This window comes from Knoellia locipacati (genome assembly GCF_044791685.1).
Taxonomy (GTDB): domain Bacteria; phylum Actinomycetota; class Actinomycetes; order Actinomycetales; family Dermatophilaceae; genus Knoellia; species Knoellia locipacati_A.
In genome coordinates this window covers 2,689,632-2,704,231 of the sequence record NZ_CP087730.1, presented here as the reverse complement: position 1 = coordinate 2,704,231, position 14,600 = coordinate 2,689,632, and the positions used below count along the sequence as shown (strand labels likewise).

The following is a 14,600-nucleotide window of genomic DNA, read 5'->3' as shown; positions in this document are numbered from 1 at the left end:
ATCACCCCTCCGAGGCCAACGTGGCCCCGAAGGTTCGCACATCCAAGCGAGGTATCGATGACGTTCAAGCGCAAGGCGACGCCGTTCGCCGTGCTGACGGTTGCAGCGTTGGCCCTGACGGCCTGCGCCCAGTCCGACCGCAACGAGGACACTGGGTCGGACACCGGCTCGAGTGCCGGCACGTCCACGTTCACCTTCGGCGCGGCCGGCGCCCCCAAGGTGATGGACCCCTTCTACGCCACCGACGGCGAGACCTTCCGCGTGACCCGCCAGATGTTCGAGGGTCTCGTCGGCATCAAGGCCGGCAGCGCCGAGATCGAGCCCGAGCTCGCCGAGAAGTGGGAGCCGGACGCGTCCGGCACCAACTGGACGTTCACCCTCCGCACGGGTGTGAAGTTCCACGACGGCGAGCCCTTCAACGCCGAGGCCGTCTGCGCCAACTTCGAGCGCATGTTCGACCAGAACCCCGCTGGCCAGGTCGCCGCCGAGTACTGGTCCGGCACGTTCGGCGCCTTCAAGGCCAAGGCCGCGGAGTCGCTCTACAAGGGCTGCGAGGCCAAGGACGAGAAGACCGTCATCCTCTCCGTGACCCGTCCGACCTCCGGCTTCCCGACCTTCCTGTCGCTGGACTCGCTCTCCATGCAGTCGCCCAAGGCGATGGACGCGGGCAAGGCCAACGAGGTCGTCGCCCAGGGTGAGGGCTTCATCTACCCCGCCTACTCCAAGGCCGGCGTCGGCACGGGCCCCTACAAGCTCGAGAAGTACGACGAGGCCAACAAGACGGTCACGCTCGTGCGCAACGACGACTACTGGGGCGAGAAGGCCAAGAACGCCAAGGTCGTCTTCAAGATCATCCCCGACGAGAGCACCCGTCGACAGGAGCTCGAGGCCAAGAGCATCAACGGCTACGACCTCCCGAACCCCGCTGACTGGAAGGGCCTCGAGTCCGCCGGCAACAAGGTCGAGATCCGCCCGGCGTTCAACGTCTTCTACCTGGGCCTCAACCCCACGAAGAACCCGAAGCTCACCGACCTCAAGGTCCGCAAGGCCATCTACCAGGCCATCAACCGCGAGGAGCTCGTCAAGACCCAGCTCCCCGAGGGCGCCAAGGTCGCGACGCAGATGATGCCCGACACCGTGAGCGGCTACAACAAGTCGCTCCAGCCGGTCGCCTACGACCCCGCAGCGGCCAAGGCGGCCATCTCGGCAGCAGGCGGCCTGACGCTCACGTTCGCGTACCCGTCCGAGGTGTCGCGTCCGTACATGCCGAACCCGCAGAAGCTCTACCAGGCGATGGCGGGTGACCTCGAGGCCGCCGGCATCAAGGTCAACACGGTCACGAAGCCGTGGAACGGTGGCTACCTCGACGGTGTCGACGCCAACGCGTTCGACGCGTTCCTCCTCGGATGGACGGGCGACTACGACGCGGCGCACAACTTCATCGGCACCTTCTTCGGCAGCCTCGACGCCAACAACTTCGGTCTGGCGAAGCAGTCGTTCGGCGCGACCCTGGCCGCCGACCTCGCCAAGGCCGACACGATGGTCGACGAGGCCGAGCGCACCGCGGCCTACGAGAAGCTGAACCAGCAGATCCAGGAGGAGTACCTCCCGGCTCTCGCGATCAGCCACTCCCCGCCGGCGCTCGTCGTCGGCGAGGGCGTCGAGGGCGTCGTCGCCTCGCCGCTCACCGCGGAGGAGTTCAGTGGTGTGACCGTCGGCGGCAAGTGAGCCTCACCGCTCGCAACCGTTGACGGAGGTGGCCGTCCCGGCGAAGGATCGCCGGGGCGGCCACCGCCATGACACAAGGAGATACCTGTGCTGAGGTTCATCGTCAGGCGCCTGATCCAGATGGTCGGCGTGCTCGTCGTGTTGTCGTTGTTGTTGTTCCTGTGGCTGCGTTCTCTCCCCGGAGGGACCGTCTCGGCGATCCTCGGTGAGCGCGCCACCCCGCAGACCCGCGCCGCCATGGAGGCCCAGTTCGGCCTCGACCAGCCGATCTGGGTGCAGTACTTCAAGTTCGTCGGCCGCGTCGTCCAGGGCAACTTCGGCCCGTCGACGAGCGTGCTCCCCGGCACCGACGCGCTGGACATCTTCCTCCAGCGCTTCCCCGCGACGATCGAGCTGAGCTTCTTCGCGATGCTCCTCGCCATCGCGCTCGGAATCCCGCTCGGCTACTTCGCCGCCCGGCGCCGTGCGACGTTCTTCGACAACACGTCGGTGATCTTCTCCCTCGTCGGCGTCGCGATCCCCGTCTTCTTCCTCGCCTTCCTGCTCAAGTACGTCTTCGCGATCAAGCTCGGCTGGCTGCCCGTGTCGGGCCGTCAGGACGGCAGCCTCGAGGCCACCCGGGTCACCGGGTTCTTCGTCCTCGACGGTCTGCTCACCCGCGAGTTCGACGCCTCGTGGGACGCGCTCAAGCACCTCGTGCTGCCGGCGGTGGCACTGTCGAGCATCCCCTTCGCGGTGATCTTCCGGATCACCCGCGCCGCGGTGCTCGAGGTGCTCGACGAGGACTACATCCGCACGGCCGAGTCCAAGGGACTGACCAACCGGGTCATCCGGAGCCGCCACATCCTGCGCAACGCCATGCTGCCCGTGACGACGACGATCGGGCTCCAGATCGGCGCCCTCCTCGGCGGCGCCGTCCTCACCGAGGCCGTCTTCTCCTGGGGTGGCATCGGCGAGGCCCTGGCGCTGTCCTTCAGCCGGCGTGACTATCCCGTGCTGCAGGTCATCATCCTCGCCGCCGCCGCCGTCTACGTCATGGTCAACCTGATGGTCGACATCATGTACGCCGTCATCGACCCCCGAGTCCGGACGAGGTGACCGCCATGACCCCCTCCCCCATGGACCCGCGCCCCAGCGCGAAGAAGGACCGGATCGACTCGCTCGCCGCCACCGCCGGCAGGACGACCGGAGGCAGTGCGACGAACGTCGCAGAAGTCCACGTGAGCGCGGCCGGCGCGGTCCGGGACACCGGAGGCGTCTCGCTCATCGCGAGCGCGTGGTCGCGCCTCCGGCGCAACCCGGTCTTCCTCCTCGGAGCCGCCATCACGGTCCTCTTCGTCGTGCTCGCGCTCATCTCCCCGTGGATCGCACCCCACGACGCGTCCGAGCGGTTGCCCGAGCTCAAGGAGAACCTCAGCCCCGGCAACATCCCCGGGCCCATGCCCGGCTTCCCCCTCGGGTCCGACGAGTTCGGGCGCGACCTCCTGTCGCGCCTGCTCGTCGGTGCGCGGCAGACCCTCATCGTCGGTGTCTTCGCCACCCTCTTCGGGCTCGCGGGCGGCATCGCCCTCGGCACCCTCGCGGGCGCCTTCGGCGGCTGGGTCGACTCCGTCGTCATGCGCGTCGTCGACGTCATGCTGTCGATCCCCTCGCTGCTGCTCGCCGTCTCGATCGCTGCCCTGGCCCCGAGGCCGTCGCAGTGGACCCTCATCATCGCCATCGCGACCGTGCAGGTGCCGATCTTCGCCCGCCTCCTGCGGGGGTCGATGCTCGCCCAGCGCAGCAGCGACCACGTGCTCGCCGCGCGAGCCCTCGGCGTCAAGCGGGGCTCGATCGTCTTCCGACACATGCTGCCGAACTCGCTGGGCCCGGTCATCGTGCAGTCGACCCTCGTCCTCGCCACGTCGATCATCGACGCAGCCGGCCTCTCCTTCCTGGGTCTCGGCAACTCCGACGACCGCCAGCCCGAGTGGGGCCAGATGCTCGGCGAGGCCCAGCGGCTCATCCAGGACTACCCGCACCTCGCGTTCTACCCCGCGACGTGCATCATCATCGTCGCGCTCGGCTTCACCCTCATGGGTGAGTCGCTGCGCGAGGCCCTCGACCCCAAGAGCCGGAGGTGACCCGCGCATGAGCCCCACCACCGCGGCCACGACCCCCACCGACCAGACCAACGCCGCCGACCGCGACAAGACCCGCCGCTGGCGCGAAGGCGGCAGCGAGCCGCTGCTCAGGGTGCGTGACCTGCGCGTCACGTTCCAGCGGCAGGACCAGGAGCCCTTCGAAGCCGTCCAGGGCGTCTCCTTCGACGTCCACCCTGGCCAGACCGTCGGCCTCGTCGGCGAGTCCGGTTGCGGCAAGTCGGTGACCTCGCTCGCGATCATGGGCCTGCTGCCCGAACGTGGCAACAAGGTCAGCGGCAGCGTCGACTACGAGGGCACCAACCTCCTCGACCTGTCGGACCAGCAGATGCGGGACAAGCGGGGCAAGGACATCGCGATGGTCTTCCAGGACCCGCTGTCCTCGCTCAACCCGGTCATCCCCATCGGCCTCCAGGTCACCGAGGTGCTCGAGCGGCACCGCGGCATGTCCCGCAAGGCGGCGACACCCGTCGCCCGCGAGCTCCTCGACCGGGTCGGCATCCCCGACCCGGACCGGCGGCTCAAGGACTACCCGCACCAGCTCTCGGGCGGCATGCGACAGCGGGCCCTCATCGCGATCGCGCTCGCCTGCCAGCCGAGGCTGCTCATCGCCGACGAGCCCACCACCGCCCTCGACGTGACGATCCAGGCCCAGATCCTCGCCCTCCTCAAGGAGCTCGTCGAGGAGTCCGGCACAGCGCTGGTGATGATCACGCACGACCTCGGCGTCGTCGCAGGGCTGTGCGACGAGGTCAACGTCCTCTACGGCGGGCGCATCGTCGAGCGCGGCGAGCGGCACGAGCTCTTCGCCCAGCCGCGCCACCCCTACACGCACGGCCTGCTCGCCTCGATCCCCCGCATGGATGCCCCTCGCGGTCAGCGTCTCCAGCCGATCCCCGGCTCGGTGTCCGACAACCTGCCGTGGACGAGCGCATGCGCGTTCGCGCCCCGGTGCTCGCAGCCGATCGAGGTCTGCACGCAGGTCATGCCCGAGCTCGTGGAGCAGCACCAGCGTGCCCTGCGCTGCCACAACCCCGTGGAGGTGTCCCGATGACCGACCCGACCACCGACCCGACCCAGCCCGACGAGCCCGTGACGCACCCCGCCGATGGTGGGCGGAGGGCCTACGCCGGCGGTGACGTCCTCGTGGACGCCAAGGGCATCAAGGTGCACTTCCCGATCAAGCGGGGCGTGATCTTCGACAAGACGATCGGCCACGTCTACGCCGTCGACGGCGTCGACCTCCAGATCCGCCACGGCGAGACCTACGGCCTCGTCGGCGAGTCCGGGTGCGGCAAGTCCACGCTCGGGCGCGCGATCCTCAACCTCGAGCCGCCGACCGAGGGGTCGGTGACCTTCGACGGGGTCGACATCGCCTCGCTCAAGGGCGAGGAGCTGCGCAGGAAGCGCCAGGACATCCAGATGGTGTTCCAGGACCCGCTGTCCAGCCTCGACCCCCGCCAGTCGGTCGAGTCCCTCCTCTTCGAGGGCATGAAGGCCCACGGCATCGCCAAGAACGCCAAGGAGGCGCGGCCGCGGCTCGTCGAGCTGCTCAACGCGGTCGGCCTGCCCGAGGCGGCCCTGGCGAAGTACCCGCACGAGTTCTCGGGTGGCCAGCGCCAGCGCATCGGCATCGCCCGCGCCCTGTCGGTCAACCCCAAGCTCATCGTCGCGGACGAGCCGGTGTCGGCCCTCGACGTGTCGGTCCAGGCCCAGGTCATCAACCTCCTCGAGGACCTGCAGGAGGAGTTTGGCCTGACCTACCTCGTCGTCGCCCACGACCTCGCGGTCGTCCGCCACATCAGCGACCGGATCGGGGTCATGTACCTCGGCGCGCTCGCCGAGGAGGCGGACGCCGACGACCTCTACGCCACTCCCCTGCACCCCTACACCCGGGCCCTCATGTCAGCGGTGCCGGTGCCGGACCCCGTCATCGAGGACCGTCGCGAGCAGATCCTGCTCACCGGCGACCTGCCCTCACCCTCGCGTCCGCCGACGGGGTGCCGCTTCCACACGCGCTGCCCGTGGCGCCAGGAGACCAAGTGCGACACCGAGCGCCCGGTGCTGCGCGTCCCGGAGATCCCGGGCGTCGGCTCGGGCCACCGGGTCGCCTGCCACTGGACAGAGCAGATCGAGTCCGGCGAGCTCAAGCCACACGAGGTGGCGCCGCAGGTGACCGACCTCAGCGACCTCTTCGAGGGCGACGAGTCCCTCATGGGTCCGGCATCGATCTCCGAAGCCCTCTGAGGCGGTCGCCGCGCGACGCCGAGGCCGGTTCCGCTCAGCGGAGCCGGCCTCACGGCATACAGGCCCGTATGCCGTCTCGCTCGCTTCGCGGATAGGCGCGCCTTGCTGGACGGCTGGCGCGACGAGGGACAGGCTTGGGCTCATGAGCCGCCAGCTGACTGACGAGGAGGTCGGGCGCCAGCTCGCCGACCTGCCCCTGTGGACCCGTGAGGGCGACGCCATCGTCGCGACGATCGAGGCACCGGACTTCCCGGCCGCGATCCGCATCGTCGCCGACGCCGCCGAGGTCGCCGAGGAGATGAACCACCACCCGGACATCGACATCCGGTGGCGCACCACCAGGTGGCTGCTCACGACGCATGACGCCGGTGGGCTCACCCAGCTCGACATCGAACAGGCGCACCGGATCACCGAGATCGCCCGGCGTCACGGGGTCGTCGTCGGTGGCTGAGAACGCGAGCGTGCTCGAGGAGCACGACGAACCGCACGACCAGAGCTTCGGGGCGCGCCTCAACTGGCTGCGAGCCGGTGTGCTGGGAGCCGGCGACGGCATCGTCTCGACGGCCGGCCTCGTCATCGGTGTCGCCGCCGCGACGACCGACCGCGAGACGATCTTCACCGCCGGTCTGGCAGGGCTGGTCGCCGGCGCGATGAGCATGGCGGTCGGCGAGTACGTCTCGGTGAGCACCCAGCGCGACGCCGAGATGGCCCTGCTCGCCAAGGAGCGCCGCGAGCTGCGCGAAGAGCCGGAGGCCGAGCTCCAGGAGCTCGCCGAGCTCTATCAGGCCAAGGGACTGAGCGCTGAGCTCGCGCACGACGTCGCCGTCCAGCTCACCGCTCACGACGCGCTGGGGGCACATGCCGAGACCGAGCTCGGCATCGACCCCGAGGCCCTGACGAAGCCGTGGCACGCGGCCTGGGCGTCCTTCATCGCGTTCACGATCGGGGCCCTCATCCCCCTCGTGGCCATCCTCGTCGTGGCGCCCAGCGCACGGGTGCCGGTCACCGTCGTGGCCGTCGTCGTCGCACTGCTCATCACCGGCTGGTCGAGCGCGCGGCTCAGCTCCGCCGCAGTCGGTCGGGCGATGTGGCGCAACGTCGCCGGCGGGCTGCTCGCCATGTGCGTCACCTACCTCATCGGCTACCTCGTCGGGACCCAGGTCTGAGCGCCACGGGCCACTGACCTCGCTTGCGCGCCCTCGTCGCGACGACCCGCTCGAGGTATGCGTTCGGGCTCGATGACCTATAGGTGTTCATACGCACCTATGAGCTATCGACCTGCAGCAACCACATGACGCTGGGGCGGTGGAGATCGCCTCCGCCGGCTCAGTCGCCGGCGGTCGCGCGGAACAGCGGCACGGCCAGAGATGACTCCGTCGCCTGCTCGAGGGAGAGGGGCCGTCCGTCGGGGCCGGCGAGCGGGAGCCGCCAGTTGGGGTACTCGTCCTCGGTCCCCGGCTGGTTGATCGCCCGGCGGTCGCCGACGACGTCGGAGAGCGACACGGCGCGCAGGACGCTCGGCGTGTGGCCGACCCACCGGTGCATCGCCTCGATGACGGACGGGATGCCTGCACCGGGCTCGAGCCAGCCGCGTGCGACCAGGGCGTCACGCACCGTGGCGATCGACTGCTCCTCGTGGGCCCGCTCCTCCTCGACCGGTCGCGTGAGCAGGCCGAGCCGCTCACGGATCGCGACGTGCTCGAGGCCGAGGAAGCCCGCGGTGGGCGGGAGGTCGTGCGTGGTCACCGATGAAAGGCAGAGCTCGCGATAGCTCTCGGGCGGGGTGGGTGCGCCGTCGGTGTTCTCGAACCACATGATGCTCGTGCCGAGCACCCCACGCTCGTCGAGGTAGTCGCGGGCGTTGGCCGGCACGACCCCGAGGTCCTCGCCGATGACGAGGGCGCCGGCACGCTGGGCCTCGAGGCAGAGGATGCCGATGAGCGCCTCGTGGTCGTAGGCGACGTAGGTGCCGTCGGCGGGGGTGAGCCCGTCACCCTGCGGGATCCACCAGAGGCGGAACAGCCCGATGACGTGGTCGACCCGGATCCCACCGGAGTCGCGCAGCACGGTGCGGACCATGTCGCGGAACGGTGCGTAGCCGAGCTCGGCGAGCCTCTCGGGGTGCCACGGCGGCTGCGACCAGTTCTGCCCGAGCTGGTTGAACTGGTCCGGCGGCGCACCGACGGTGACGCCGGTCGCCAGGGCGCCCGCGAGCCCCCACGAGTCGGCGCCGTGCGGGTGGACGCCCACTGCGAGGTCGTGGACGACGCCGAGCGACATGCCGGCGTCCTTGGCCTCGCGCTGGACCTCTCCGAGCTGGCGGTCGAGGAGCCACTGCAACCACATGTGGAACCGGACGAGGTCCTCCTGCGCCTGCGCGAACTCGGCGACCGCGAGCGAGCTGGGGTCATGCAGCTCGGCAGGCCACTGCCGCCACGGGAGCCCGTGCCGCTCCGCGAGCGCGCACCACGTGGCGAACGTCGTCAGCCCCTCGCCCTCACGCTCGCGGAACCGCTCGAAGTCCCGGGCCCGGCGACCCTCGAGGCCGAGGTCGTGGATGAGCCCGAGGGCTTCGCGCTTGGCGCTCCATGCCGCGTCGCGGTCGATCGTGTCCGCGGTGTTGAGAGCGCGGGTCGACGCGGCGAGCTCCTCGACCCGTGCCCGGCCGTCCGCGTCGAGGCGCATGGCCTCGGGGATGTCGGCGATGCGCAGGTAGAGCGGGTTGACGAAGCGGCGGGTCGTCGGCAGGTAGGGCGACGCCTCCATCGGCGCGACCGGCTCGGCTGCGTGGAGAGGGTTGATGAGGACGAACTCGGCGCCGAGGTCGGTCGCCGCCCACGAGGCCAGCTCACCAAGGTCGCCGAGGTCGCCGACCCCCCAGGAGTCGGCGGACCGCACCTGGTAGATCTGCGTCATCAGGCCGGTCACTCCGCCGTGGCGCACGGCCTCGGGCAGCTCGAGCCGCTGGGGCGTGACGACGAGGGTGGCGGTCTCGGTGCCCTCGGCGACGGGGGCCTGATCGAGGTGCGCCACGATCCGGTGCCAGCCGGTGGGGAGGTCGCCGGGCAGCTCGAACGTCGCCTCGCCGATCTCTCGCCCGTCGACGACCCTCGGGTGGACCCAGCGCTCGACCGGCGAGACCTCCCGGGTGCCGCCGTCCTCGAGCTCCACGGTGAGGCGGACCGCTCCCCCGTGAGGCACGTGCGCGTGGACCCACGGGGTCCAGCCCTCACGGCATACGACGGTTGCGGGCAGGGTGCGCCGCCACGGACGGTTCTCGGCGTCCGCGAGGGAAGCCGCGACGGACTCCTCCGAGCCGGCGTCGACCCCGAGCGCGCCGAGGATCGTGCGCAGCGTCGTGTCGGAGATGACCGTGTGGGCACCCAGCCAGTCGTGGAAGTCGGTCGCGACGCCGTGGGCGTGGGCGAGCTCGACGAGGGCGGCGGACGGTGCGAGAGGGGTCACGTCCCCATCCTGCACGTCCCACGCGTCCGGACCTGCGAAGGGCGCCACCGCGAGTGCGGTGACGCCCTTCGAGTCGGACCGGCTCCGTCAGGTCACGGGCTGGGCGTGCTCTCGTGGATCCCCACGTCGAGCTTCTCGACGCGCGGGTCCCCGGCGTCTGCGAAGTAGTCGCCCTTGATGGTCTCGTCGAGGCCGTTCGACACCTTCGCCGCGTTGAGCGCCAGGCTGAGGAGCCCGGCGACGACGAGGTTGATGACGAACGCCGTCAGGGCGATGTAGCCCATCTGCGCGATGCCCGGGATGTTGGCGAGCGAGCCGCCGAAGTGGGCGCCGGTGACCGGGTTGACGACGTTGTAGGCCGCGTAGGTGCCGTAGACCATGCCGACGGCCCAGCCGGCGAGCAGCGCCCAGCGGTGGAACCAGCGGGTGTAGAGGCCGAACACGATCGCCGGGAACGTCTGGAGGATCCAGATGCCACCGAGGAGCTGGAAGTTGATCGCGTTCTGCTTGTCGAGCAGGAGCACGAAGACGAGCGCGAAAGCCTTGACGACGAGCGACGCCAGCTTCGAGACCTTGGCCTCCTGCTGCGGCGTGGCGTTCGGCTTGACGAACTCCTTGTAGATGTTGCGGGTGAACGTGTTGGCCGCCGCGATCGACATGATCGCCGCGGGCACGAGGGCACCGATGGCGATGGCGGCGAAGGCGATGCCGGCGAACCAGCCCGGGAACATGTCCTCGAACAGCTGAGGGATGACGAGCTGGGGGTTGGGCTTGCCGTCGAGGCCGATCGGCTTGGTCCCGGCCGCGATGGCCACCCATCCGAGCAGGGCGAGGAGGCCGAGCACGAACGAGTACGCCGGCAGGATCGCCGCGTTGCGGCGGATCGTGTTGCGGCTGCTCGACGAGAGGGTCGCCGTGATCGAGTGCGGGTACATGAACAGCGCGAGCGCCGACCCGAGGCCGAGCGTGGCGTAGGCCCACATCTGCGTGCTGCCGGGGATGAAGGCGCCGGTCGGCTTCTGCGTCGCGGGGTTGGTCGTCGCCATCTTCTCCTCGGCCGCACCGAAGATCGCGTCCCAGCCGCCGACCTTGGTGGGCAGGTAGACGATCGCGACGATGATGACGAGGTAGATCAGGGTGTCCTTGACGAACGCGATGACCGCCGGAGCCCGCAGGCCACTGCTGTAGGTGTAGGCCGCGAGCAGCGCGAAGGCGATGAACAGCGGCGCGTCCTTGGCGATGATGTTGTCGCCTCCGCCGAGCCCGACGACCTCGAGGACGGCCTGGATGCCGACGAGCTGGAGGGCGATGTAGGGCATCGTCGCGAGGAACCCGGTGACGGCGACCGCCAGGGAGAGGTGGCGGCTGCCGTAACGCCCCTTGACGAAGTCGGCCGGGGTGACGTAGCCGTGCCGGTGGCTCACCGACCACAGCCGCGCCATGAAGACGAAGATGATCGGGTAGAGCACGATCGTGTAGGGCACGGCGAAGAAGCCCGCCACGGCGCCCGTCGCGAACATCGCGGCCGGGACCGCGACGAACGTGTATGCCGTGTAGAGGTCACCGCCGAGGAGGAACCAGGTGATCCACGTGCCGAACGAGCGACCACCGAGACCCCACTCGTCGAGGGACTCCATGCTCGTGGGGCGGCGCCAGCGCGTGGCCATGAAGCCCATGATCGTCACCGCGCCGAAGAGGACGACGAGGATGATCAGGGCGGTCCAGTTGACGCCGCTCATCGCTGGCCTCCATCTGTGTCGAAGGGCTGGCCGTCGTGCAGGTCGGCGTCGGTGCCGTCACCGATCGTCCCTCGCCCGTGCCGGCCGTGGCGCCCGAACTTGCGGTGCGGACGGCGCTGGGCCTCCCCCATCGGGCGGTGCGGGCGTGCCCGGAGCACGAGCTTGTAGGCCGTCCACGTCATCGCCGAGCACAGGAACACCCAGAGGAACTGGTACCAGATGAAGAACGGGAAGCCCCAGAGCTTGGGCTCGACCTTGCTGTAGGAGCTCACCCACATCAGCGCCACGATCGGGATGAGCAGCAGGACTCCGGCCGCAGCCAACAGCCCCTTGTTCGCGGGTGGGACCGTGTCATGGTCCACGACCTCGTGTTCGTCCACGAGAACACCTCTTTCGTCTGGGATGCGGGCACCGTTGAGCGCACCACCGCGACACCCTAGGGCGTCGACGTGCCCCAGACCACGGTGACGCGCCGCCGATTTCTCCCGACTGCGGCGAGAGGCGTCGATATGTCGTTGCGGACCCGTATGCCGTCCTGCCAGCCTTGCGCCCGTGGGCACCCCCTCCGGCTTCGACTTCACGCAGCGCTCCGACGGCAGTGTCGTCATCACGCACCACGGTGCGGTGGCGACGGTGCTGCGCGGGCGGCGGGCCCAGGACTTCGTCGAGGACGCGGAGTCCGGCGACGACCAGGAGCTCATGGCCCGCGTCACGGGCAACTACAAGCACGGCAACGAGCGGACGGCGCGTCACCACCCCCGCAACCGCTGAGGTTCGTCGGTGGGGCCCGTCGGGTCCCCGGTCCTCACGAACGGGGCAGATGGGCCCCGTTCGTGAGGACGCAGGCACCGCGGAAGCGCCGTTCGCGACGTCGATCAGAGCGCGCGCACCCCGACGACGACGTTCGCCAGTGCGAACAACCACATCGCCCCTTCCCACACCGCCGCACTGGTCAGCCTCGCCAGGCCGCGTGGTGTGGGAGCCCCGGGAAGTGCTGCGCGGTCGACGAGGCGTGGCATCGCACCCGCCACCTCCACGTGCTGGAGGAATGCGACGTCGCAGGAGGCGTGGTACCGGTGTCTCCGCATGAGCTGCACGGACGCCAGAGCGACGACGAGGCCCAGGGCGGCTGCCACCAAGCGCTCGTTCGCGGAGTAGGACCGGCTACCCAGCGCGATGGTCAGGAGGAAGGCCTGCGCGGTGAGGGAGAGCCCCGGGACCTGCCACAGCTTCGAGTCAGCCTCCACCAGCCGATGCATCGACAGCTGGTAGGCGAGGCGCAAGGTGTCCGCGTCGAACGAGCCGTCTGGTGAGTCGGTCATGGCGGTTCCTTCGAGGTGGGGGCCGTCGCTGACGACAAGGTCCCACAGAACGCGACCTCTATGCCGCGCTTCGTGGGACCTTGTGGCCGGACGCCGAAAACCTCAGACGTTGAAGCGGAACTCCACGACGTCGCCGTCCTGCATGACGTAGTCCTTGCCCTCCATGCGGACCTTGCCGGCAGCCTTGGCAGTGGCCATCGTCCCGGCGGAGTCCAGGTCGGCGAACGACACGATCTCGGCCTTGATGAACCCGCGCTGGAAGTCGGTGTGGATGACACCGGCAGCCTGAGGCGCGGTCCAGCCCTGGCCGATCGTCCACGCCCGCGACTCCTTGGGACCGGCGGTGAGGTAGGTCTGGAGCCCCAGCGTGTGGAACCCCGTCCGCGCCAGCTGGTCGAGTCCGGACTCGGTCGCGCCGAACCCCTCGAGCATCTCCTGGGCGTCCTCCGGCGACATGTCCATGAGGTCCATCTCGAGCTTGGCGTTGAGGAACACCGCGTCGGCGGGGGCCACGAGCTCGCGCAGCGACGACTGCAGCGCGGCGTCGGTGAGCTGGTCCTCGTCGAGGTTGAACACGTAGATGAACGGCTTGGTCGTGAGCAGCCCCAGCGACCGCGCCTCGGCGAGGTCCACACCGGCAGCCGCGCCCGCGGCATACAGGGTCTTGCCCTCCTCGAGCACCTTCTGGGCCGCCAGCGCGTTGTCGAGCAGCGGCTTGGACTCCTTCTTGATCCGGGCCTCCTTCTCGAGGCGCACGACGGCCTTCTCGAGGGTCTGGAGGTCGGCGAGGATGAGTTCGGTGTGGATCGTCTCGATGTCGGACTCGGGCGAGACCTTGCCGTCGACGTGGACGACGTCGCCGTCCTCGAAGGCCCGCACCACCTGGCAGATCGCGTCGGCCTCACGGATGTTGGCGAGGAACTTGTTGCCCAGGCCCTCACCCTCCGAGGCGCCGCGCACGATGCCGGCGATGTCGACGAACGAGACCGTCGCCGGCAGGATCTTCTCGGAGCCGTGGATCTCGGCGAGCCGCTCGAGCCGCGAGTCGGGCAGCGGGACCACGCCGACGTTGGGCTCGATGGTCGCGAACGGGTAGTTCGCGGCGAGGACGTTGTTCTTGGTCAGGGCGTTGAACATCGTCGACTTGCCGACGTTGGGGAGCCCGACGATTCCGATGGTGAGTGCCACGGGGACAAGAGTCTAGTGGCGCTGGACCCGTGCCCTTGCCATGCGACGGGACACCCAGCCGACGAGGACGCACGCCGCGACCCCGACCACGAGGAGCAGGGCGTAGGTCCCGGCCGCCGGCCAGTCCCCCTCCGCGAGCGCGAAGACGAGCGCAGCCGCGGTCACGCAGACCCACACGAGCAGCACCGCGCCGGCGAGCATCGCGAGGAGCACGCCGAAGAACTTCGTGGCGCTCACGTCAGCCCGCCGGGGATCTCGCTGTTCTCGAGGTACCTCGGGTATGCCGTGCCGTCGCCGTCGAGGACCTGCTCCAGCATGCGCGCGGTGTGGGGCGCGACGTGGTCGGCCAGGTCCTCCGGCGCCACCCAGTGCACGGCCTTGATCTCGCGGCGCAGCAGGGTCAGCCCTTCGGAGAAGCTGCGCTCCACCCGGCCCAGGTCGAAGAGGAGGAGGACGGCGTCGTCCCACCCGCGCCACGGCGGCAGCCAGTTGACCGCGGCGAGCCCGTCGACGCCGACGGCGACCCCGAGCTCCTCGCTGATCTCACGGACGACGCAGGCCGCCGGCGACTCCTTGGGGTCGACGACCCCTCCGGGCAGGTCCCACTCGGCCTTGTAGGCGAGCTCGCAGAGCAGCACCTCGCCGTCCTCGTTGCGCAGCAGGCCCTGGGCGATGTTGCGCTTGCGCGGGAGGCGGGCGTTGAGGATGTTGATGGCGGTGCGGCGGCCCGCGTCGGTCGAGGTGTCGGGTCGCCCGCTGTCAGCCATGTC

At 69.8% G+C, this 14,600-nt stretch carries 15 protein-coding genes; 8 read left to right on the top strand and 7 right to left on the bottom strand.

Features of this window, described 5'->3' with window-relative positions; all coding sequences use genetic code 11:
* Nucleotides 1-57 precede the first annotated feature (57 nt).
* The 7 genes from LL946_RS12635 to LL946_RS12605 all read left to right on the top strand — a co-directional run bounded on the left by LL946_RS12635 (nucleotide 58) and on the right by LL946_RS12605 (nucleotide 7,282).
* Nucleotides 58-1,728, top strand: a complete 1,671-nt coding sequence (locus LL946_RS12635) for an ABC transporter substrate-binding protein (protein ID WP_404381151.1) — start codon at nucleotides 58-60, stop codon at nucleotides 1,726-1,728.
* A gap of 87 nt (nucleotides 1,729-1,815) precedes the next feature.
* The gene (locus LL946_RS12630) at nucleotides 1,816-2,826 is read left to right on the top strand and encodes an ABC transporter permease (RefSeq protein WP_404381149.1); all 1,011 of its coding nucleotides are present in this window, start codon (nucleotides 1,816-1,818) and stop codon (nucleotides 2,824-2,826) included.
* A 5-nt stretch (nucleotides 2,827-2,831) separates the two neighbouring features.
* Nucleotides 2,832-3,851: an ABC transporter permease gene (locus tag LL946_RS12625; RefSeq protein ID WP_404381147.1), complete on the top strand. Its 1,020-nt coding sequence runs from the start codon at nucleotides 2,832-2,834 to the stop codon at nucleotides 3,849-3,851.
* A 7-nt stretch (nucleotides 3,852-3,858) separates the two neighbouring features.
* Nucleotides 3,859-4,923 (top strand): ABC transporter ATP-binding protein, encoded by a 1,065-nt coding sequence (locus LL946_RS12620; RefSeq protein WP_404381146.1) that lies wholly within the window; start codon nucleotides 3,859-3,861, stop codon nucleotides 4,921-4,923.
* Nucleotides 4,920-6,116: an ABC transporter ATP-binding protein gene (locus tag LL946_RS12615; protein ID WP_404381144.1), complete on the top strand. Its 1,197-nt coding sequence runs from the start codon at nucleotides 4,920-4,922 to the stop codon at nucleotides 6,114-6,116. The genes LL946_RS12620 and LL946_RS12615 overlap by 4 nt, the downstream gene beginning before the upstream one ends.
* Nucleotides 6,117-6,258: 142 nt before the next feature.
* Nucleotides 6,259-6,567 carry a 4a-hydroxytetrahydrobiopterin dehydratase gene (locus LL946_RS12610; RefSeq protein ID WP_404381142.1) on the top strand — a complete coding sequence of 103 codons (309 nt, stop codon included), beginning with the start codon at nucleotides 6,259-6,261 and terminating at the stop codon, nucleotides 6,565-6,567.
* Nucleotides 6,560-7,282, top strand: a complete 723-nt coding sequence (locus LL946_RS12605) for a VIT family protein (RefSeq protein ID WP_404381140.1) — start codon at nucleotides 6,560-6,562, stop codon at nucleotides 7,280-7,282. The genes LL946_RS12610 and LL946_RS12605 overlap by 8 nt, the downstream gene beginning before the upstream one ends.
* 160 nt (nucleotides 7,283-7,442) lie before the next feature.
* Here LL946_RS12605 and malQ read toward each other — a convergent pair whose 3' ends face one another.
* From malQ to LL946_RS12590, 3 genes are all read right to left on the bottom strand, one after another.
* Nucleotides 7,443-9,581 carry a 4-alpha-glucanotransferase gene (gene malQ, locus LL946_RS12600; protein ID WP_404381138.1) on the bottom strand — a complete coding sequence of 713 codons (2,139 nt, stop codon included), beginning with the start codon at nucleotides 9,579-9,581 and terminating at the stop codon, nucleotides 7,443-7,445.
* A gap of 92 nt (nucleotides 9,582-9,673) precedes the next feature.
* Entirely contained in the window at nucleotides 9,674-11,320 is a 1,647-nt protein-coding gene (gene mctP, locus LL946_RS12595; RefSeq protein WP_404381136.1) for a monocarboxylate uptake permease MctP, read from the bottom strand.
* The gene (locus tag LL946_RS12590; RefSeq protein ID WP_404381134.1) at nucleotides 11,317-11,700 is read right to left on the bottom strand and encodes a DUF3311 domain-containing protein; all 384 of its coding nucleotides are present in this window, start codon (nucleotides 11,698-11,700) and stop codon (nucleotides 11,317-11,319) included. The genes mctP and LL946_RS12590 overlap by 4 nt, the downstream gene beginning before the upstream one ends.
* A 172-nt stretch (nucleotides 11,701-11,872) precedes the next feature.
* Between LL946_RS12590 and LL946_RS12585 the strand changes: the two genes are divergently transcribed.
* On the top strand, nucleotides 11,873-12,091 hold the full coding sequence (locus LL946_RS12585) for a hypothetical protein (RefSeq protein ID WP_404381132.1): 219 nt from the start codon (nucleotides 11,873-11,875) through the stop codon (nucleotides 12,089-12,091).
* 104 nt (nucleotides 12,092-12,195) lie between these two features.
* Here LL946_RS12585 and LL946_RS12580 read toward each other — a convergent pair whose 3' ends face one another.
* From LL946_RS12580 to LL946_RS12565, 4 genes are all read right to left on the bottom strand, one after another.
* Nucleotides 12,196-12,642, bottom strand: coding sequence for a hypothetical protein (locus tag LL946_RS12580; protein ID WP_404381130.1), 447 nt, complete (start codon nucleotides 12,640-12,642; stop codon nucleotides 12,196-12,198).
* 102 nt (nucleotides 12,643-12,744) lie between these two features.
* Entirely contained in the window at nucleotides 12,745-13,830 is a 1,086-nt protein-coding gene (gene ychF, locus LL946_RS12575) for a redox-regulated ATPase YchF (protein ID WP_404381128.1), read from the bottom strand.
* A gap of 12 nt (nucleotides 13,831-13,842) precedes the next feature.
* Entirely contained in the window at nucleotides 13,843-14,067 is a 225-nt protein-coding gene (locus LL946_RS12570) for a hypothetical protein (RefSeq protein WP_404381126.1), read from the bottom strand.
* On the bottom strand, nucleotides 14,064-14,597 hold the full coding sequence (locus LL946_RS12565) for an NUDIX domain-containing protein (RefSeq protein WP_404381124.1): 534 nt from the start codon (nucleotides 14,595-14,597) through the stop codon (nucleotides 14,064-14,066). Before LL946_RS12565 ends, LL946_RS12570 begins: the two co-directional genes overlap by 4 nt.
* Nucleotides 14,598-14,600 lie beyond the last annotated feature (3 nt).

Excerpts from the sequence above, each read along its gene's own strand:
- LL946_RS12635 (WP_404381151.1), top strand. The coding sequence starts at position 58 with ATGACGTTCAAGCGCAAGGCGACGCCGTTCGCCGTGCTGACGGTTGCA.
- LL946_RS12625 (WP_404381147.1), top strand. The coding sequence starts at position 2,832 with ATGACCCCCTCCCCCATGGACCCGCGCCCCAGCGCGAAGAAGGACCGG.
- LL946_RS12620 (WP_404381146.1), top strand. The coding sequence starts at position 3,859 with ATGAGCCCCACCACCGCGGCCACGACCCCCACCGACCAGACCAACGCC.
- LL946_RS12615 (WP_404381144.1), top strand. The coding sequence starts at position 4,920 with ATGACCGACCCGACCACCGACCCGACCCAGCCCGACGAGCCCGTGACG.
- LL946_RS12610 (WP_404381142.1), top strand. The coding sequence starts at position 6,259 with ATGAGCCGCCAGCTGACTGACGAGGAGGTCGGGCGCCAGCTCGCCGAC.
- mctP (WP_404381136.1), bottom strand. The coding sequence starts at position 11,320 with ATGAGCGGCGTCAACTGGACCGCCCTGATCATCCTCGTCGTCCTCTTC.
- LL946_RS12580 (WP_404381130.1), bottom strand. The coding sequence starts at position 12,642 with ATGACCGACTCACCAGACGGCTCGTTCGACGCGGACACCTTGCGCCTC.
- LL946_RS12565 (WP_404381124.1), bottom strand. The coding sequence starts at position 14,597 with ATGGCTGACAGCGGGCGACCCGACACCTCGACCGACGCGGGCCGCCGC.